This window comes from Rhodococcus sp. NPDC003382 (assembly GCF_053589135.1).
Genome location: NZ_JBSFRH010000003.1, coordinates 23,392 through 42,953, shown reverse-complemented (window position 1 = coordinate 42,953; position 19,562 = coordinate 23,392). Strand labels below are relative to the sequence as shown.

Genomic DNA, 19,562 nt, shown 5'->3' with positions numbered 1-19,562 from the left:
TCCTTACACCTGCACCGGCCCGTATTCTGCGCGCATGGTCAGGCCGGTGTCGTTGCGTTCCGTCGTGCCGGTCGTCTACAGCCTCGCGCTGGCGGTCGCGGTGCTCGGCCCGCTGCTGTTCTCCCCCGGCTATCTGTTGCTGCGCGACGCGGTGAGCACGCCGCGTTCGTTCCCGACGGATTCGGCCCTGGGCATCACCGACGCCGCGGCCCGCGCGGTGCCGCAGGACGCGCTGCTCGCGGCCGTGACCGTCGTCGTCGACGGCGGGATCGCGGTGACGGCACTGCTCGTGGCGGCGCTGTGGGCGGCGGGCTGGGGCGCGGCACGGCTGGTGGTGACGGTGCTGCCGGACCGGGCGGCCGGCCTGCCCGCGCAACTGGTGGCGGCGACGGTGGCGGTGTGGAACCCGTACGTCGCCGAACGGCTGCTGCAGGGCCACTGGAGCCTGCTGGTGGGGTACGCGGCGCTGCCCTGGGTCGTGTGCGCGACCGTCGCGGTGCGTGGCGGACTGCGCTGGGGGTGGTGGGTTCTCGGGGCGTGGCTCGCGGCGGCGGGTCTGACCCCGACCGGGGCGGTTCTCGCGGCGATCACGGCGCTGGCCGTGCTCGCGGCGCCGGGTGGCACCCCCGCGCGCGGGCCGCGGATCGCGGGCGGGGCGGCGCTGAGCGTCGTCGCGTCGGCGCCGTGGCTGGTCGCGACGGCGGTCTCGGGTGGCGGGTCCGGCGCCGACCCCGCCGGGGTCGCGGCGTTCGCGGCGCGCGCCGAACCGTGGCTCGGCACGCTCGGGTCCCTCGCGGGTCTGGGCGGGATCTGGAACGCGGACGCGGTGCCCGGTTCCCGGACGACCCCGTGGGCGTTCGTCGGGACCGCGGCACTGTTGCTGGTGGTCGCGTGCGGGCTGCCGGCGCTGTGGCGGCGCCGGGAGCCGGTCACGGTGACGCTGGGGCTGCTCGCCGCGGTCGCGGTGCTGGCCCCGGCGCTCGCGGCGACTCCGGTGGGGCTGCAGGCCGGTGAGTGGTCGATGCTGCACGTGCCCGGTGCCGGCCTGCTGCGCGACACCCAGAAGTGGGTGGCGCTGGCGTTGCCGCTGTACGTGTTGGCCGCCGGTGCGGGTGTCGGGTGGCTGCGGGACCGGTTCGGTGGCCGCGACACGGTGTGGGCGACCGTGGCGGTTCTCGTCGTGCTGGTTGCCACCCCCGATCTGGTGTGGGGTGTCGGCGGCCGGGTGCAGCCCGTGCAGTACCCGGCAGGGTGGCAGCAGGTCGCCGGGATCGTGACCGCCGACGAGGGGGACGTCGCGGTGCTCCCGGCGGGAATGTTCCGGCGGTTCGGGTTCAGTGGCCGTGCGGCCGTGCTGGATCCGGCGCCGCGGATGCTGCGCGCGGACGTGCTGCAGACCGGGCAGCTCGTCGTCGCGGGCGGCACGGTCGCCGGGGAGGGCCGCCGCGCCGCCGACGTCGAAGCATTGCTGCTGGCCGGTGCGCACCCGGACGAGCTGGCCGCCCTCGGCGTCGGCTGGGTGCTCGTCGAACACGGCACGCCGGGAGAGCTCGGCGCATCGCAGCGCACCCTGGACGCGCTGGAACTCGTCCACGACGACCCCGACCTGAGCCTGTACCGGGTGCCCGGTGCGAGCGCGCAGCCCGGCGATCGGGGCGCGGCGGTCGCCGCGCACGTGCTGTGGGCGCTGCTACCGGTCGGCGGCGCTGCCGGCGCGCTCGCGATCCGGATGCGTCGGCAGACCGGCGCTGCGCGGGAACAGTCCTGAGACCCGGCGACCTTCCGCGGTCGCGGTGAGCACGTCGAGCACCCCCTCGCCGGTTGCCGCCCAAGAGAATTCGCCGGCGCGGACGCGGGCCTTGCGACCGAGGTCGCGGCGACGGTCGGCGTCGCCGAGCAGTTCGGCGACCGCCTCGGTGAGTTCGGTCGCGGAATCGACGAGCAGACCGGTGACCCCGTCGATCACCGAGTCGGTCAGGCCCTTCGAACTGCGGTAGCCGATCGTCGGCACGCCGTGCTGGGCGGCTTCGACGACGGCGAGCCCCCACCCCTCCTTGCGGGACGGCATCACGTGCACCCAGGCACGGGCGAGCAGTTCGTGCTTGCGCTCCTCGGAGACGTGCCCGTGGAAGGTGACGGCGTCGGTGATGCCGAGGTCGGCGGCGGCGTCACGCAGGTTCTGTTCCCACCAGCCGCCGCCGATCACATCCAGGTGCAGGCCGGGCACATCGCCGCGCAGCGCGGCGACCGCGGCGAGGGCGTCCTCGATCTGCTTGTGCGGCACCAGCCGGGACAGCACGCACACGCTCGGGTGGGCGGTGCGGGTGTGGTCGTCGCCGGGTTCGACGGTGTCGGGGATCGGGTCGATGCCGTTGCGCACGACGGCGATGCGGTCGTGCTCGACCCCGAGGGCACGCAGTTCGTCGGCGGACGGCAGCGACACGGTCAGGTACTGGTCGCGGCGGTGCACGCGCGGCGAGAGGGTCGATTCGATCCACCAGCCGATGCGGGCCATCACCCGTCCCGCGACCGGCCACTGTTCGCGGTGACAGTGGTGCACCAGCACCGTGGATGGTGCGCCGGCGACGAGCCCGGCGAAGAAGGGGATGCCGTTCTGGGTGTCGATCACCGCGTCGGGGCGCAGGCCCCGCAGCGGACCGAAGCCGAGGCGACCGGCGGCGATCGCCGCGAGCGCCCGCGGATAGACGGTGAGGCGGCCGCCGCCGCGGCTGATGGTGATGCCGTCGACGACTTCGCGTTTCGGGGCGCCCGGGTAGGCGGCGGTGCGGAACGTGACGGCGACGCCGCGGGCCGCGAGCTGGGCGCCGACCTGTTCGAGGTAGCGCTCACTGCCACCTCCCTGCGGGTGCCCGCTGTCACGCCAGCAGAGCAGCAGAACCTCCCGCACGTGGCGACCCCCCTCGGATTCCGGTTCGCCCGCGACCCGGGCGAACATGCGTGCTGCGACTGTATCGGGGAACACACTAACGGTGGGATCGCTCCGGAACCGGCGGGGGTTACTGCCGGGTACCGTCAGGCCGCGGTCGCAGCCGAGTCCGACGGCTCGGGTTCGCTGCCGTTGCCGGGCAGGTCCGTGCGGCTGTTGCCGAGCACCAGGATCAGGGTAGCCGCGGCGACGGCCGCACCCGCCAGGAACAGCACCGGATAGCCGACGCCGGGCACGGTCTGCACGACGACCGCGAGGACCGCGGGCACCGCGAAACCGAGGTAGGTCAGCGAGTAGAACACCGCGGTCAGCCCGGCGAGGTCGTCGGGACCGGCGATGCGCTGGATCTCCTGCAGGCCCGACACCAGTGCCAGTCCGTAGCCGCAGCCCAGGACCGCGGCTCCCGCGAGCGCGAAGGGCACGGTCAGCCGGTCCGCAGCGACCGCGCCGGCCACCATCCCGGCGACCAGGACGATCAGCGCGACGACGAGCGCGCGGGCGCTGCGCGGGGTGTCGATGCGCCGGCCCAGCGCCTGGATCCCGAAACCGCATCCGAGCGCGACGACGCACAGCAACGCCGAGAAGGCGACCGGTTTTCCGCCGGAATGCTCCGTCATCAGCGCCGGCATCACCGCGTAGGCGCAGCTCGCGGCCCCGAACACCCACGGCGCGACCGGGGCGATCACCGTCCGGAACCGCCGGTGCGCGGCGGCCGGGATCTTCAGGTCCTCGACCAGCGGCCGCCGTTCGTCGACCGGGGTGGCGGCACGGGTTTCGGGAGCCGTCGCGACCGCGAGACCGGCGCCGAGCGTGATCACGAGGTGCGTGGCGTAGGCGAGGCCGCTCGGCCACGGCGCCCACTGGGCGAGCACTCCGGCGACACCGGCGCCGAGCGCGAACCCGGCGGTCAGGCTCATCGCCGCGCGGCGGGCGCCCGCGCCGGCACCGGCCCGCGCGTCCCACGGCTGCTGGGACAGTTCCTTGACCCAGCTGCCGCCGACGGCCATGCCCAGCCCGAGCGCGATGCCGCTGAGGATGCGGCCGACGACGAGCAGCGGCGCGCTGTCCGCGCCGAACGCGAGCACGATCGAGCCCGCGGCCGCGACGAACGGTGCGGGCAGCATGAGCGGGCGGCGGCCGAGCCGGTCCGAGAGCGGTCCACCGAGCAGCAGCGCGGGCACGATGCCGAGCACGTACGCGAACAGGAAGACGTCGACGACGACGGGCGAGTATCCGTGGTCGAGCCGGTACATCACCAGCAGCGGCGTGAATTCGTTGCCGCCCCACGCGACCGCGAACATGGCGGCCGCGACCAGCGCCCAGGGCGCGATCCGTCGCCGGATGGGCGCCGGGACTTCGGTGACGGTGGCCGTCTCGACGCTCATCGTGCATCTCCTCCGGTGGCGCGCGGCAGTCCGTGGACGCGGCGCATGTGGATGTCGTCGGCGGTGGCGAAGCCCTCGGCGTCGCCCGCGTCGACGAAGTCGGCGAGCCGTGTGTGCTCGTCGATGATCGAGTTCAGTTGCAGGGGATCGCGGATCAGCGAGCGCGCGGTCATGCGCCGCTGCCGTTCGCGCAGTCCCAGGTAGAAGTCGACGAGCAGCGGATTTCCCCCGGCCCGGACGATCAGGCCGTGGAAATCCGCGTCCAGCCCGCTGAACGCGGCGACGTCGCCGGAGTCCGCGGCATCGTGCTGGGCCCCGAGGTTGGCGCGCAGAGCGCGGACCAGTTCGGCGCGCGCATTTTCGGGGCCGGCGACCACCACGCGGACGGCGTCCGCTTCGAGGAGCAGTCGCGCGGCGACCACGTGTTCGGCTTCGCCGTCGGCGACGGGCACGACGAGCGCGCCGCGTTTCGGATACAGCCGCATCCAGCCCTCGGTCTCGAGACGCAGGAACGCCTCGCGGACCGGGGTCCGGCTGGTCCCCATCTCGGCGGCGATCTCGCCTTCGCTGATCAGTTCGCCGCCGGGCAGGGTGCCGGACAAGATCCGCTCCTTCACCTCGCGGTAGGCCTGCTCCGCCGCTGAATGCAACTTAGACACAAGATGTATTTATACGCGGTGCGAACGAGTTCGTCGCCCGCAGGGGGTGATCGGGGCCGTCTGCGCTCCCATTAAGCTGGCCTCTCGTGTCCGACACTCGCCCGCCCCGCGTCGCCGGGCGTTTCGCCCGCCGCGCGACGCTGCGCCGCTCCGTCGGCCTGCTCGGGAGCTTCCGGTACGAACAGACCGCTCCCGAGGTGTTCTACGGCGGGGTCGCCCGCGACACCGTCGACCTGATCGGCGACCTCTACACCGGCCTGACCGGCCGCGACCTGACCGGCACCACCGTCGTCGACGTCGGCGGCGGACCCGGCTACTTCGCCGAGGCGTTCGACGGCGTCGGCGCCCGGTACGTGCCGATCGAGCCGGATCCGGCGGAGATGCACGCCGCCGGCCTGCAGGTGGGCGGCTCGATCCGCGGATCCGGGCTGGCGTTGCCGGTGCGGACCGGTTCGGTGGACGTGTGCTTCTCGTCGAACGTCGCCGAGCACGTCCCCCGGCCCTGGGTGATGGCCGACGAAATGCTCCGCGTGACCAAGCCCGGCGGCCTGATGGTGCTGTCCTACACGCTGTGGTGGGGACCGTTCGGCGGCCACGAGACCGGGCCGTGGCACGCCTTCGGCGGCGAATACGCGGCCCGGCGGTACGCCCGCAAACACGGCCGCGACCCGAAGAACCGCTACGGCGTCTCGCTGTTCGACGTGGGCTGCGCGGACGGACTGCGCTGGGCCCGCAACACCCGCGACGGCGAGCTGCTCGCCGCGTTCCCCCGCTACCACCCGCGCTGGGCGTGGTGGCTCGTGAAGGTCCCGGTGGTCCGGGAGTTCCTGGTCAGCAACCTCGTGCTGGTGTTGCGCCGCACCTGAGGCGGAGATCTACGGTCCGCCCGCGCGAGCTCCACGCGCTACTGTCATGCGCCATGACCGCACTCGCTTTCGACGTCGGCGGCACCAAACTCGCAGCATCCACCGTCGGCGACAACGGCATCCCGCTCGCTCCGCTGAGCGTCCCCACCCCTACGACGGGCGTGTGGGACGCCGCGGCCACGTTGCTGCGGCACGCCGCGGGCGACCGGGCGATCACGACTGTCGGGATCGCGAGCGCAGGCCCGATCGACACCACCGCAGGCACGGTCGCACCCGTCAACATCGCCGAATGGGCGACCGGGTTCGCGCTGGTCGACGCGGTGCAGACGCTGTTCCCGGCCGCGCGGATCCGGCTCGTCGGGGACGGCGCGGCCGCCGCGCTCGCCGAGCACCGGCACGGCGCGGGCCGCGGCACCGCGGATCTGCTGAGCGTGGTCCTGTCGACCGGCATCGGCGGCGGCCTCGTGCTGAACGGCCGGATCGCCCCGGGCCGTTCCGGCAATGCGGGCCACATCGGGCACATGACCTCGGCATACGGCGTCGACCAGTGCGCGTGCGGCGCGACCGGCTGCATCGAGACCGTCGCGAGCGGCCCGGCGACCGTGCGCTGGGCGCGCAGCCACGGCTGGGCCGGCGACGACGCGATGGCGTTGTGCGCGGACGCAGCCGCCGGGAACCGGACGGCGGCCACGGCACTCGAACGGGCGGGTACCGCGCTCGGCCAGATCCTCGCGTCGGCGGCGGCCCTGACCGACGTCGGCCTGGTGGTCGTCGGGGGCGGATTCGCGCAGGCCGGACCGCCGCTGTGGCGTCCGATGCTGGCGGCGGCCGCGCGCTACGGCCGATTGTCCTTCCTCCGGGATCTGCGGATCGTGCCGGCCGAACTCGGCCCACTCGGCACACTCACCGGTGCCGGAGTGCTCGCAATCGAGCCCTGACCGCCGTCCGGATGCGAAATACTTCTCGGAAGGTCGCAACCCGGGCGGGGGCAGAGATGACACCGTTCCAGCGTTACATCGCCGAGGAGATCGCCGTCGATCACGCCGACGGCCTGCTCACGCGCCGAGAGGCACTGCGCCGGCTGGGCCTGCTCGGCATCGGTCTGGCCGCCGCGTCGTCGCTGCTCGCCGCGTGCGCGCGGGAGGACGAGCCGACGCCGGCGAGCCCCGCGCCCGAGACTCCGGCATCACCGCCACCGGGGGCCGCCGAGGCCGTCCCGACCGAGGAGGTCACCTTCCCGGGCCCGGACGGCCGCACCCTGCAGGGTGCCTGGGCCGGCGCCACCGACCCGCGCGGCGGCGTCCTGGTGATTCACGAGAACAAGGGACTCAACGATCACATCCGCTCGGTCGCCGGGCGCTTCGCCGGTGCCGGCTATTCGGCGCTGGCGATCGACCTGCTGTCCGAGGAGGGTGGCACGGCGTCGTTCGCCGATCCGGCCGCGGCGACCGCGGCGCTGAGCAACGTGCCGACGGAGCGGTTCACCGCGGACATGAAGGAGGGGGTCGACGAACTGTCCCGACGGCTCCCCGGCCTGCCGATCGAGGCGGTCGGCTTCTGTTTCGGCGGGGGCATGACCTGGCTGCTGCTCGCCTCCGGCGAACCGCGCCTGGCCAACGCGGTCCCGTTCTACGGGCCGCTGCCCGAGGGAGCGGACTTCTCCGGGTCGCGGGCGGCGGTGCTGGCGATCTACGCGGAGAAGGACCAGCGGGTCGACGCGACCCGCGATGCCGCGACCGCGGCGCTCGAGCGGGCCGGGCTCACGCACGAGGTGGTGACGTTCGCCGGCGCCGACCACGCGTTCTTCAACGACACCGGGCCGCGGTACGACCCGGCCGCCGCGGCCGAGGCCTGGCAGATGATGCTCGAGTGGTTCGAGCAGCATCCGGGCTGATCCCCGATACCGGGAGCTCCCTTCCGTAAAGATGAAACGTGTTCTAGTGTTCGAGGTCACAGCACGAGAACACGGGAGGAGTCGCGGGTGATCATCGATCCGGAGGACACCGCACACCACGCCGAAGTCGCCCGCCCCCACGATTCCCGTCGCGACCCCGAACAGATCCGCGCCGACCTGCAGCGGTGGCTCGCCGAACGGGTTCCGGATCCCCGGGTGGACAACGTGCACTCCCCCGACGCGACCGGGATGTCCAGCGAAACCCTGCTGTTCGACGCGACCTGGGACGGCCGCACCCACCGGCTCGTGGCGCGCATCGCGCCCGCGGCGACCGCCGTGCCCGTGTTCCCCACCTACGACCTCGACTCCCAGTTCCGGATCATGCGCGCCGTCGCCGAGCACACCGACGTGCCGGTTCCGGCGGTCCTGTGGTCCGAACCCGACGCCGGTCCGCTCGGCGCCCCGTTCTTCGTCATGTCCCGCATCGACGGTGTCGTCCCACCGGACGTCATGCCCTACAACTTCGGTTCGTGGGTCACCGAAGCCGACGACGCGCAGCGAGCCGCGATGCAGGACGCCGCGGTCGGCATTCTCGCCCGTATCCACGAATTACCGCTCGACGCAGTCGATCCCGGCATCGCCGATCTCGACACCCCACCCGACGCGACCGCGGCGGTGCGCGCCCACATCGACCGGCAGCGCGCCTACTACGAGTGGACCACACGGACCGGGCCGCGCTCGCCGCTCATCGAACGTGCCTTCGCGTGGCTCGACGAACACGTGCCGGACGATCCGTCCCCGGCCGTGGTGTGCTGGGGCGACGCCCGCATCGGCAACATCCTGTTCGACGACTTCGAGCCCGTCGCCGTCCTCGACTGGGAACTCGCCACCATCGGTGCCCGCGAGATGGACCTGGCGTGGATGACGTTCCTGCACAGGTTCTTCGAGGACATCGCCGCGGCGGCGAACCTGCCCGGGCTGCCCGGCTTCCTGCGCCGCGACGACCTCGCCGCCGCGTACACCGCCCGCACCGGGCACACCCCGCAGCACCTGGACTTCTACACCTGCTACGCCGCGCTGCAGCACGCGATCATCATGCTGCGCATCCAGACTCGCGCCGTCCACTTCGGGCAGGCCGAGCAACCCGACGACACGGACTCGATGATCCTGCACCGCGCGACCCTCGAGGCAATGCTCGACGGCACCTACTGGCAAGCCCTGACGTGAGTTCGCAGAACAAGTTACGAGGAAGAGGAACATGACCGACTACGACAAGCTCTTCATCGGCGGCCGGTGGGTCGCACCGTCGACGGACGAGAAGCTCGAGGTGTTCTCCCCCGCGACGGAGGAACGCGTCGGCTCGGTCCCCGTCGCCGGGCCGAAGGACATCGACGCCGCGATCGCGGCGGCGCGCACCGCGTTCGACGACGGGCCGTGGCCCCGCACCTCGCCCGCCGAACGCGCGCAGGTGATCGCCAAGGCCGCCAAACTGATCGAGGAGCGCTCCGCGGAGATCACCGCGAAGCTCACCGCCGAGATGGGCCAGCCCCCGGCGTCGGTGCAGATGATGCAGATGACCTCGGCGCTGGGCACGCTGAACTACTACGCGAGCGCCGCCGAGACGTTCCCGTGGGTCGACGAGCGGTCCGGTTCGTTCGGCCGCACCCGCGTCACCCGCGAGCCCGTCGGTGTGGTCGCCGCGGTCGTCGCGTGGAACGTGCCGCTGTTCCTGGCGGCGAACAAGCTGGGTCCGGCGCTGCTCGCGGGCTGCTCGGTCGTGCTCAAGCCGGCGCCCGAGGCGCCGTTGACGATCAACATGGTCGCCGAGATCTTCGCCGAAGCCGGCCTGCCCGAGGGTGTGCTGTCGATCGTGCAGGGCGGCGCCGAGACCGGTGAGTACCTGGTCTCGCACCCCGACATCGACAAGGTCACGTTCACCGGGTCCACCGCGGTCGGCAAGCACATCGGTGCGATCGCCGCGCAGAACCTCAAGCGCTGTTCGCTCGAACTCGGCGGCAAGTCCGCCGCGATCGTGCTCGAGGACGCCGATCTCGATTCGACGATCGCGATGCTCGTGATGTCCGGCCTGATGAACACCGGGCAGGCGTGCGTCGGCCAGACCCGCATCCTGGCGCCGCGCTCGCGCTACGACGAGGTCGTCGAGAAGGTCGTCGCGACCGCCGCATTCTTCCCCGTCGGCCTGCCCGACGATCCGGCCGCGCAGCTGGGCCCGCTGATCTCGGCGAAGCAGCGCGACCGCGTCGAGGGGTACATCGAGCAGGGCAAGAAGGAAGGCGCCCGCCTGGTGCTCGGCGGCGGCCGCCCGGCCGGCATCGAGACCGGCTACTACGTCGAGCCGACCGTGTTCGCGGACGTCGACAACTCGATGACGATCGCCCGCGAGGAGATCTTCGGTCCGGTGCTGTCCATCCTCCCGTACGACTCGGTCGACGAGGCGATCAAGATCGCCAACGACTCGGACTACGGCCTGGCCGGTTCGGTGTACACCACCGACATCGAGAAGGGACTCGAGGTCGCCGCGCAGGTCCGCACCGGCACCTACGGCATCAACTGGTACGCCTTCGACCCGGGCTCGCCGTTCGGCGGCTACAAGAACTCCGGCATCGGCCGCGAGAACGGCCCCGAGGGCATCGAGGCGTTCTGCGAGCTCAAGTCCGTGCTCTACCCGCCCGGCTACCAGGGCTGACACGCACAACGAGTGGGGCACCCCGGCCCTGGCCGGGGTGCCCACTCGTGCCGGTCTACTTCTTCTTGATCTCGAACCGGTCGAGGTTCATCACCTTCGTCCACGCGGCGACGAAGTCCTCGGCGAACTTGGTCTGCGCGTCGTCGGCGCCGTAGACCTCCGCCAGGCCCCGCAGCACCGAGTTGGCGCCGAAGACCAGATCGACGGCGGTGGCCGTCCACTTCAGCTCACCCGACGCGCGGTCGCGGCCCTCGTAGACGTTCTCCGTCGACTCGGACGTCTTCCATTCCGTGCCCATGTCGAGCAGGTTGACGAAGAAGTCGTTGGTCAACGCCTCCGGCCGGTCGGTGAGCACGCCGTGGGCGGTGCCGCCGTGATTGGCGTTCAGCGCCCGCAGCCCGCCGACGAGCACCGTCAGCTCCGATGCGGTCAGCGACAGCAGATTGGCACGCTCGACGAACAGCTTCTCCGGCTGGCGCTTCTCCCCGGCGGGCAGGTAGTTGCGGAACCCGTCGGCGGGCGGCTCGAGGACCGCGAACGAGTCGACGTCCGTCAGCTCCTGCGTCGCGTCCGTCCGGCCCGGAGTGAACGGCACCTCGAGGTCGAGACCCGCGTTCTTCGCGGCCTTCTTGATCGCCGCACCACCCGCGAGCACGATGAGGTCGGCGAGCGAGATCTTCTTGCCGCCGCTCTCGAAGTCCTGACGGATCGATTCGAGCTTCGCGAGCACCTCGGCGAGCTGCGCGGGTTCGTTGACCTCCCAGTCCTTCTGCGGGGCGAGCCGGATGCGTGCCCCGTTCGCACCGCCACGCTTGTCGGTGCCGCGGAAGCTCGACGCCGACGCCCACGCGGTCGCGACCAGCTGCGGAATCGTCAGTCCCGACTCGAGGACCTTCTGCTCGAGCGCGGCGACGTCGTCCGCACCGACCAGTTCGTGGTCGACGGGCGGGACCGGGTCCTGCCACAGCTGCGGTTCCGGAACCCACGGACCGAGATACCGCGAGACCGGTCCCATGTCACGGTGCAGCAGCTTGTACCAGGCCTTGGCGAACTCCTCGTTGAGTTCCTCCGGATGGTCGAGCCACCGGCGGGTGATCGGCCCGTAGATCGGATCGAAGCGCAGCGACAGGTCGGTGGTGAGCATCGTCGGGGCGTGCCGCTTCGACGGATCGTGGGCGTCCGGGACGAGGTCGGCGCCGGTACCGTCCTTCGGCACCCACTGCCAGGCCCCGGCCGGGCTCTTGGTCTTCTCCCACTCGAAGCCGTACAGCGTCTCGAGGAAGCTGTTGTCCCACTTCGTCGGTGTGGGGGTCCAGATGCCTTCGAGACCACTGGTGATCGCGTCGGCGCCGACCCCGGTGCCGTGGGTGTTCTTCCAACCCAGACCCTGCTGCTCGAGCGGTGCGGCCTCGGGTTCCGGTCCGACGTGATCGGCCGGAGCGGCACCGTGGGTCTTTCCGACGGTGTGACCGCCGACGATGAGCGCCGCGGTCTCGACGTCGTTCATCGCCATCCTGCCGAACGTCTCACGGATGTCGCGGGCCGCCTCGATCGGATCCGGATTGCCGTTGGGGCCTTCCGGATTCACATAGATCAGGCCCATCTGCACGGCACCCAGCGGGCCTTGCAGTTCGCGCTCGCCGGCGTAGCGTGCGTCCCCGAGCCAGGTGTCCTCCGGCCCCCAGAAGACCTCCTCGGGTTCGAAGATGTCCTCGCGGCCGAACGCGAAACCGAACGTGGGGAAGCCCATCGACTCGTAGGCGACGTTGCCCGCGTAGATGATCAGGTCGGCCCACGAGATGCTGTTTCCGTACTTCTTCTTGATCGGCCACAGGAGCCGGCGGGCCTTGTCGAGGCTCGCGTTGTCCGGCCAGCTGTTGAGCGGCGCGAACCGCTGCGCGCCCTGACCGCCACCGCCACGGCCGTCGGCGATGCGGTAGGTGCCCGCCGCATGCCAGCTCATGCGGATGAACAGCGGACCGTAGTGACCGAAGTCCGCGGGCCACCAGTCCTGGGAGGTGGTCATCACCTCGACGAGGTCGCGCTTCAGAGCGTCGAGGTCGAGTTTCGCGAATTCGGTCGGGTAGTCGAAGTCGACACCCAGAGGCGAGGTGCGCTCCGAATTATGTTGCAGGACACTGAGATCTATCTGATCCGGCCACCAGTCCCGGTTGGTGAGCGGACGGTGCGCCTTGGGCGTCGGCGATTCGATGACCGGATTTTCGCTTTCGGACACTTGGCCCTTCCTTCCAGATGTGGGTGACGCGAACCTTGCTCACGGTCGTGGCCGTGAAGTCGGCGGAGGAGAACAGTCGGGGCACAGACCCCAGTAGACGACCTCGGCCTCGTCGACGAGATAGCCGTTCGAGTCCGAAGCGGTCAGGCACGGGGCGGCGCCGACGGCGCAGTCGACGTCGGTGATGGCGCCACACGAGCGGCACACGAGATGGTGATGGTTGTCGCCGACCCGCGATTCGTAACGGGCGACCGAACCGGCAGGCTGGATCCGGCGGATCAGACCCGCCTCGGTCAGCGCGTGCAGCACGTCGTAGACGGCCTGACGGGACACGTCGGGCAGCACGGTGCGCACCTTCACGAAGATCGTGTCGGTATCGGCGTGGGGGTTCTCGTGCACCGCGTCGAGCACCGCGACCCGGGGTCGGGTCACGCGTAGCGCTGCGGTACGTAGTTGCTCTACGTACTCCGGCGTAGAGGGCACGTCACCACTATGACGCACTTTTCTGGAATGAGTCGCAAAATCGGGTGATGGGAATCGACATCCGGTCGGACCGGATACCGATTCCCGTCACCCGAGGAAGGGAGCGGCCGAAGGCGGCTCAGATGTACATCGCGGGATCGATGTAGCTCGTCGGATCGACCAGCGGTTCGTGTTGCTTCTGCGTCCGGGACCGGATCGTCGCGGGAATGCCCGTCGCGATCGAGTCCGGCGGAACGTCCCGGGTGACAACGGCGTTCGCCCCGACCGCGCTGTCGTCGCCGATGGTGATCGGGCCGAGCACCTTCGCGCCGGCACCGATCGTGACGCGATTGCCGATCGTGGGGTGGCGCTTCTCCTTCGCCATCGACCGACCGCCGAGGGTGACGCCGTGATAGAGCATCACGTCGTCACCGATCTCGGCGGTCTCGCCGATCACGACACCCATGCCGTGGTCGATGAAGAACCGACGGCCGATGGTGGCACCGGGGTGGATCTCGATTCCGGTGAGGAATCGGGTGAACTGCGCGAGCATCCGGGCCGGACCGCGCAGCGCGGGTTTGCCCCACATCCGGTGCGCGAGCCGATGCGACCAGATCGCGTGCAGTCCCGAGTAGACGATCGCGTTCTCGACGTCACTGCGCGCGGCCGGGTCGTGCCCACGCGCAGCGCCGAGATCCTCCCGGAGAGTTCGCAGCAGGTTCACCGTGCACTCAGTCCCGGATGTGCTCGAACAGCGGGGTCGAGATGTAGCGCTCGCCGAAGTCGGGAACGACCACGACGATCAGCTTGCCGGCGTTCTCGGGACGCTTCGCGACCTCGAGTGCCGCCCACACGTTCGCACCGGCGGAGATGCCGCCGAGGATGCCCTCGTCGGTGCCGAGACGACGCGCGACGTCGATCGCGTCGTCGAACTTGACGTCGATGATCTCGTCGTAGATCTCGCGGTCGAGGATCTCGGGCACGAAGTTCGCACCGAGGCCCTGGATCTTGTGGGGGCCGGGCTCGCCGCCGGTCAGGATCGGGGAGTCCGCGGGCTCGACGCCGATGATCTGCACGCCGGGCTTGCGGGCCCTGAGGTTGCGGCCGACACCGGTGAGGGTGCCGCCGGTGCCGATACCCGCGACGAAGATGTCGATCTCGCCGGCGGTGTCCTCCCAGACCTCTTCACCGGTGGTGCGCTCGTGGATCTCCGGGTTGGCCGGGTTGCCGAACTGGCGTGCGAGAATCGCGTTCTCGGTGTTCGCCACGATCTCCTCGGCCTTCGCGACCGCGCCCTTCATGCCCTCGGCGCCCGGGGTGAGGACGATCTCGGCGCCGTAGGCGCGGAGCATGACGCGACGCTCGGTCGACATCGTCTCCGGCATCGTCAGGATGACCTTGTAGCCGCGAGCGGCGCCGACCATCGCGAGGGCGATGCCGGTGTTGCCGCTGGTGCCCTCGACGATCGTGCCGCCGGGCTTCAGCTCACCGGACTTCTCGGCGGCGTCGATGATCGCGACACCGATCCGGTCCTTGACGCTGTTGGCCGGGTTGTAGAACTCGAGCTTGGCCGCGACGGTCGCGCCGAGACCGTCGGTCAGCCGGTTGAGCTTGACGATGGGGGTGCGCCCCACCAACTCGGTGACATTGTTGTAGATCCCGCTCATAGCTGGTCCTCCTCCCGGCCGTCGAGCGACCGGCTGTCGTGTGCGATGCACCTATTGCACCATCCGGTCCCGGGTCCGCTTCACCTGGGGAGTTCGAATCACCGTGAGCAAAAGTCTACGCAGGTCAGAACGCCGTGATTCCCGCTGCCGCAGGTAGGTGCCGGAAACGCGGAAGGCCGCCCCGGCGAATCGGGGCGGCCTTCCGTAGACGTGCGATGTCAGCCGAGGCGCTGCTTGAGTGCCTCGAACTCGTCGCGGATGCCCGAGGGCACCTTCTCGCCGAGGAACTCGAACCACTCGGCGATGCCCTCGATCTCGGCCTTCCACTCGTCGACGTCGACCTTCAGGGCCTCGTCGACGTCGGCGGGATCGACGTCCAGGCCGTCGAGCGTGAGGTCGGCGGCGGTCGGGACGTACCCGATCGGGGTGGTCTGCGCGTCGGCCTTGTGCTCGATGCGGTCGACGATCCACTTCAGCACGCGCGAGTTCTCGCCGAAGCCCGGCCACAGGAAGCGGCCGTCCTCGCCGCGACGGAACCAGTTCACGTAGAAGATCTTCGGCAGCTTCGCCGAGTCGGCGTTCTTGCCGAGCGTGATCCAGTGGGCGAGGTAGTCGCCGGCGTTGTAGCCGAGGAACGGCAGCATCGCCATCGGGTCGCGACGGACGTTGCCGACCTTGCCCTCGGCCGCGGCGGTCTGCTCGGACGACAGCGTCGCACCGAGGAAGGTGCCGTGCTGCCAGTCGAAGGACTCGCTGACCAGCGGAACCGTCGTCTTGCGGCGGCCACCGAACAGGATCGCGGAGATCGGCACACCCTGCGGGTCGTCCCACTCGGGCGCGAGGATCGGGCACTGCGACATCGGGGTGCAGTACCGCGAGTTCGGGTGCGCGGCGTTGGTGCCGGACTCGGGGGTCCAGTCGTTGCCCAGCCAGTCGGTCAGGTGCGCCGGCTTCTCGCCGCCGATGCCCTCCCACCAGATGTCGCCGTCGTCGGTCTTCGCGACGTTGGTGTAGATGGTGTTGCCGGCCTCGATGGTCGCCATCGCGTTCGGGTTCGAATCCGCGCTGGTGCCCGGTGCGACGCCGAAGAAGCCGAACTCGGGGTTCACGGCGTACAGGCGGCCGTCCTCACCGAAACGCATCCACGCGATGTCGTCGCCGAGGGTCTCGGCACGCCAGCCCGGGATGGTCGGCTGGATCATCGCGAGGTTGGTCTTGCCACACGCCGACGGGAACGCCGCCGCGATGTAGTAGGCCTTGTCCTCGGGCGAGATCAGCTTGAGGATCAGCATGTGCTCGGCGAGCCAGCCCTCGTCGTGGGCCATCGCCGACGCGATACGAAGCGAGTAGCACTTCTTGCCGAGCAGAGCGTTGCCGCCGTAGCCGGAGCCGAAGCTCCAGATCTCGCGGTCCTCGGGGAAGTGGGTGATGTACTTGGTGTCGCTGCACGGCCACGGCACATCCTTCTGGCCGGGTTCGAGCGGCGCGCCGACCGAGTGCAGAGCCTTCACGAACGGGCGGTCCGTGCCCAGCTTCTCGAGGGCGGCGGTACCCATGCGGGTCATGATGCGCATCGACACGACCACGTACTCGGAGTCGGTGAGCTCCACACCGAGCTTCGGGTCCTCGGCGCCGAGGGGACCCATGCAGAACGGCACGACGTAGAGCGTGCGACCGCGCATGCTGCCGCGGTACAGCTCGGTCATGGTGGCGCGCATCTCGTCCGGGTCGACCCAGTTGTTCGTCGGACCGGCGTCGATCTCGTTCTTCGAGCAGATGAAGGTGCGGGACTCGACGCGCGCGACGTCCGACGGATCGGAGCTGGCGAGGAACGAGTTCGGCTTCTTCTCGTCGTTCAGGCGCGTGAACGTCCCGGCCTCCACCAGCTGGGTGGTCAGCCGATCCCATTCCTCGTCGGAACCGTCGGCCCAGACAACGCGATCCGGCTCGGTGAGCTCGGCAATCTCCTGGACCCAGGCAAGCAACTCGGCGTGCTGGGTCGGGGGCTTGTCGTCGGTTCCGTTGAGACCGGGAATGGTCGCTGAGGTCATCAAACTCTCCTGGGGTGTGCCCGGAACCGGATCCAGCCTCCGACCTGCACAAATGTACGCAGAAACCAGTGGCGGACCCGAGATTCCCCTCTCGGCAGGGGTACCACCCGCTTACCACCGTGGCCGAACGGAGGAAACGAGCGCCGGAAGTCCTATTCATAGAGGTTAACGCCGGACTTCCGATCGGGGGGAATCGGGTCCGGTCGGAAATGTCACAGAAACGATTCAGAGGGCGCATCCTACCGAAACCGTCGTAGTCCGGCCGAGCGATTCATCTCACTCGACGCCCAGCCTTCCGGCGTCCACACGCAGCCAGCGCGGTGTGCCGTCGGGCTCGCGATGGAACTCCCACACCCCGAACTCGCCGTCGTCGGCGATCGCGGTGAGCCGGTCGGTGCTGCCGTCGGCGTCGAGGTCCGTGGCGACGACCAGCGCAGACGGCGACGACCACGTGACCGTGTCGAACGTGCCGTCGCCGTCGAGGTCCACGGACGGGTCGGCGGCGTCGGCCAGCGCGGCGGCGGAAACCGGGTCGAACGACGCGCCCGAGGCGAAACCCTCGGGCTCGGGCAGCGAATCGGGAATCGGGTAGGTCTCCACCTGTGTGCCTCCTCGAACGGTCGCATCTACATGTTTCCGGGTTCTCACTGGATTGGACGCGCCGACATCACCCGCGGTTCCCCGGACGGGCCGGTGTCGGACGGTCCAGCACCGCCAGATCCCGCCGGCACGCCTCGATGCGGGCATTGCGTTCCCCGAGATGCCGGCGCAGCTCCTCGTCGATCGCGGTGACCCGGTCGTGCAGGGCCGACACCCGGGCGGCGTGCTCCGCCGCGGTGGTCGCGGCGGCCCGGGCCTCGGCGTCGACGATCCTGGCGAGCACCCAGGCGTCCAGGTCGGCGCGGATCTCGGTGAGCTCGTCGGTCACCCAGCGGCGCGCGCGGTCCCGGGCGGCGAGTCGTCGGCGGGCCCGGACGAGCCACCACGCCGCGCCCACGCCCCCGGCGACGGTGACGGGCACCGCCGCCAGGTGCCCGGCAGGCAGGGCGTCGAACGGCAGGGCCGCCAACCGGCCCAGCCCGGCCCCTGCGGAGGCGCCGAGCACCACGGTGAGCCGGTCCTCGATCGTCCCGGTGGTCGGCGACATCGGCGCGGCGGTCCTCCGCGGCACGGTGTCCGATGCGCCCGGCACGGCGTCGCTCTCCCCCAGCCGGGCGACGACGACGGCCGACACCCGGGCATTCAGGGTTCCCACCGCCGCGTCGAGCAGCTCCGGGGCGCGCGTCGGGTCGGCGTCCACGGCCTCGCGCACCGCGGCGGCGGTGGCCCGCACGCCCGCGGCGACCTCCTGCAGAAGTTCGAGCCGGGCCCGCTGCAGGGCACTGCGGCCGCGACCGCCCGGATCCGCGGGAGCTGCCGCCTGCTGCACGAGCCGGGTGCGTTCGGCGCGCAGCGCTGCGCCGTCGTCCGCGCGCAGGTCTTCGATGGTCTCGGTGATCATCGTGCGGGTCCGGGCGATCTCCGCGGACCGAGCGACGGTCGTGGTGGGCGCGGCCACGGCAGCCCGCAGCATCTCGAGCAGGTCGACGAGGCCCGATTCGAGCCGCAGCACGTGCCCGGCGTCGCCTCCCAGCTCCCGGGCGCGAGCCGCGGCAGTCGTGGCGACCGGCACGATCGTCCCGTCGAACCGGCCGGCGTGCCGCCGGAGCAGCGCGACATCGGTGTCGAGAACACGCCGCCACCCCGGGCAGTGGTCGATACCGGTCAGTGCGCACACCACGCGTGTGGCCCCCTGGGCGGCGGCCTCGAGCACGTCCAGTTCGGTGCGACCGACGAACGCGGTCGCCTCGAGCACCATGAGCACGACCGGGGCGGATCCCTCGCGCACGAACTCGACGTCTCCTCCCCCGGACGCCGCACGGAGCTCACCGAGTTCCGCGACGAGCTCGTCCTCCCCCGAGCCGGGAACCGCTGCGACCCGGACCCGCGGCGCGGGCGGATCGCCGTGCAGGCGCGCCCAGCCCTCGGGATTCCAGCGGCGCAGCACGTCGTCGACGGCCGGCTCCGTCACGGCGCTCGCCCCGGGGCGAGCACATCGAGTGCGTCCTCGATCGCGTCCCGGGCCGGCGGAGTCGCGGCGAGCCCCGCGACCGTCGCGGCCAGGACGTCGTCGCGGCGACGACGCGCCCGGTGCAGCCGCGCCGCGATCGCACCTGCGAGGGCGTCGGTGTCGGAGAACGGGAGCACCGGCGTGCGCAGTCGTTCGGCAACCGCTCCGATCGCCGCGTCGTCGGCAGGGTCGGTGCCGGTGAGGACCACGATCACGCGCCCGGCCTCGACCCGGTCGATCAGCGCTCGGTCCGCCGGGTGGATCGCGTGCGGCGGGCGGCGGACGGCTGTCACGAGAATCACGACGTCGCCGTCGACGATCGGATCGGCTCGGCCGGGCACGTCCGTCTCGAGGTGTTCGACCGTGTATTCCTCCGGCGCCTCGGGGACGGCGAGTGTCTCGGCGCCGCTGCCGGCGCGCTCGACGATCTGCACGCTCGGCGGACGATCACGCGTGCGCAGAGCCGCATGCAGGGCACGTCCCGCCTCCGCGTCGAGCCGTTCGACGCGGTGGGCGAGCTCGCGCCACGCGTCGTCCGAATTCCCCATCAGAAACATCCCCCCGAATGCCCCCGGCAA

General features: G+C 71.0%; 17 protein-coding genes. 6 read left to right on the top strand and 11 right to left on the bottom strand.

Annotated elements, in window-relative coordinates; all coding sequences use genetic code 11:
* The first annotated feature begins 34 nt into the window (after positions 1 to 34).
* The gene (locus tag ACWDUD_RS03555; protein ID WP_450108336.1) at positions 35 to 1,768 is read left to right on the top strand and encodes a hypothetical protein; all 1,734 of its coding nucleotides are present in this window, start codon (positions 35 to 37) and stop codon (positions 1,766 to 1,768) included.
* Here the strand turns inward: ACWDUD_RS03555 and ACWDUD_RS03550 are convergent.
* The 3 genes from ACWDUD_RS03550 to ACWDUD_RS03540 form a co-directional block, all read right to left on the bottom strand.
* On the bottom strand, positions 1,691 to 2,908 hold the full coding sequence (locus ACWDUD_RS03550) for a glycosyltransferase family 4 protein (RefSeq protein WP_197253536.1): 1,218 nt from the start codon (positions 2,906 to 2,908) through the stop codon (positions 1,691 to 1,693). The two genes, ACWDUD_RS03555 and ACWDUD_RS03550, sit on opposite strands and share 78 nt — an antisense overlap.
* Before the next feature lie 125 nt (positions 2,909 to 3,033).
* Positions 3,034 to 4,332, bottom strand: coding sequence for an MFS transporter (locus ACWDUD_RS03545; RefSeq protein WP_450108335.1), 1,299 nt, complete (start codon positions 4,330 to 4,332; stop codon positions 3,034 to 3,036).
* Positions 4,329 to 4,991, bottom strand: coding sequence for a GntR family transcriptional regulator (locus ACWDUD_RS03540; RefSeq protein WP_248675477.1), 663 nt, complete (start codon positions 4,989 to 4,991; stop codon positions 4,329 to 4,331). The genes ACWDUD_RS03545 and ACWDUD_RS03540 overlap by 4 nt, the downstream gene beginning before the upstream one ends.
* 86 nt (positions 4,992 to 5,077) lie before the next feature.
* Here ACWDUD_RS03540 and ACWDUD_RS03535 point away from each other — a divergent pair, with 86 nt between their 5' ends.
* The 5 genes from ACWDUD_RS03535 to ACWDUD_RS03515 all read left to right on the top strand — a co-directional run bounded on the left by ACWDUD_RS03535 (position 5,078) and on the right by ACWDUD_RS03515 (position 10,458).
* Positions 5,078 to 5,857 (top strand): class I SAM-dependent methyltransferase, encoded by a 780-nt coding sequence (locus ACWDUD_RS03535; protein WP_197253441.1) that lies wholly within the window; start codon positions 5,078 to 5,080, stop codon positions 5,855 to 5,857.
* A 53-nt stretch (positions 5,858 to 5,910) separates the two neighbouring features.
* Positions 5,911 to 6,795 carry an ROK family protein gene (locus ACWDUD_RS03530; RefSeq protein ID WP_197253443.1) on the top strand — a complete coding sequence of 295 codons (885 nt, stop codon included), beginning with the start codon at positions 5,911 to 5,913 and terminating at the stop codon, positions 6,793 to 6,795.
* A gap of 56 nt (positions 6,796 to 6,851) precedes the next feature.
* Complete coding sequence (locus ACWDUD_RS03525; RefSeq protein WP_197253444.1) at positions 6,852 to 7,751, top strand: dienelactone hydrolase family protein; 900 nt, start codon at positions 6,852 to 6,854, stop codon at positions 7,749 to 7,751.
* 87 nt (positions 7,752 to 7,838) lie between these two features.
* Positions 7,839 to 8,978 (top strand): phosphotransferase family protein, encoded by a 1,140-nt coding sequence (locus ACWDUD_RS03520; RefSeq protein ID WP_450108334.1) that lies wholly within the window; start codon positions 7,839 to 7,841, stop codon positions 8,976 to 8,978.
* A gap of 31 nt (positions 8,979 to 9,009) precedes the next feature.
* The gene (locus ACWDUD_RS03515) at positions 9,010 to 10,458 is read left to right on the top strand and encodes an aldehyde dehydrogenase (RefSeq protein ID WP_197253449.1); all 1,449 of its coding nucleotides are present in this window, start codon (positions 9,010 to 9,012) and stop codon (positions 10,456 to 10,458) included.
* 55 nt (positions 10,459 to 10,513) lie between these two features.
* Here ACWDUD_RS03515 and katG read toward each other — a convergent pair whose 3' ends face one another.
* The 8 genes from katG to ACWDUD_RS03475 form a co-directional block, all read right to left on the bottom strand.
* A complete protein-coding gene (katG, locus tag ACWDUD_RS03510; protein WP_450108333.1) occupies positions 10,514 to 12,694 on the bottom strand; it encodes a catalase/peroxidase HPI in 2,181 nt (726 codons plus the stop codon).
* A 39-nt stretch (positions 12,695 to 12,733) separates the two neighbouring features.
* The gene (locus ACWDUD_RS03505; RefSeq protein WP_248675479.1) at positions 12,734 to 13,177 is read right to left on the bottom strand and encodes a Fur family transcriptional regulator; all 444 of its coding nucleotides are present in this window, start codon (positions 13,175 to 13,177) and stop codon (positions 12,734 to 12,736) included.
* 118 nt (positions 13,178 to 13,295) lie between these two features.
* Positions 13,296 to 13,880 carry a serine O-acetyltransferase EpsC gene (epsC, locus tag ACWDUD_RS03500; protein WP_450108332.1) on the bottom strand — a complete coding sequence of 195 codons (585 nt, stop codon included), beginning with the start codon at positions 13,878 to 13,880 and terminating at the stop codon, positions 13,296 to 13,298.
* Between the two features lie 7 nt (positions 13,881 to 13,887).
* Positions 13,888 to 14,823 (bottom strand): cysteine synthase A, encoded by a 936-nt coding sequence (gene cysK, locus ACWDUD_RS03495; protein WP_450108331.1) that lies wholly within the window; start codon positions 14,821 to 14,823, stop codon positions 13,888 to 13,890.
* Positions 14,824 to 15,041: 218 nt separating this feature from the next.
* Entirely contained in the window at positions 15,042 to 16,874 is a 1,833-nt protein-coding gene (locus ACWDUD_RS03490) for a phosphoenolpyruvate carboxykinase (GTP) (protein ID WP_197253458.1), read from the bottom strand.
* A gap of 276 nt (positions 16,875 to 17,150) precedes the next feature.
* On the bottom strand, positions 17,151 to 17,474 hold the full coding sequence (locus ACWDUD_RS03485) for a DUF6802 family protein (RefSeq protein WP_197253460.1): 324 nt from the start codon (positions 17,472 to 17,474) through the stop codon (positions 17,151 to 17,153).
* Positions 17,475 to 17,541: 67 nt separating this feature from the next.
* Complete coding sequence (locus ACWDUD_RS03480; protein WP_450108330.1) at positions 17,542 to 18,945, bottom strand: hypothetical protein; 1,404 nt, start codon at positions 18,943 to 18,945, stop codon at positions 17,542 to 17,544.
* Complete coding sequence (locus ACWDUD_RS03475) at positions 18,942 to 19,532, bottom strand: hypothetical protein (protein WP_450108329.1); 591 nt, start codon at positions 19,530 to 19,532, stop codon at positions 18,942 to 18,944. The genes ACWDUD_RS03480 and ACWDUD_RS03475 overlap by 4 nt, the downstream gene beginning before the upstream one ends.
* Positions 19,533 to 19,562: the final 30 nt, after the last annotated feature.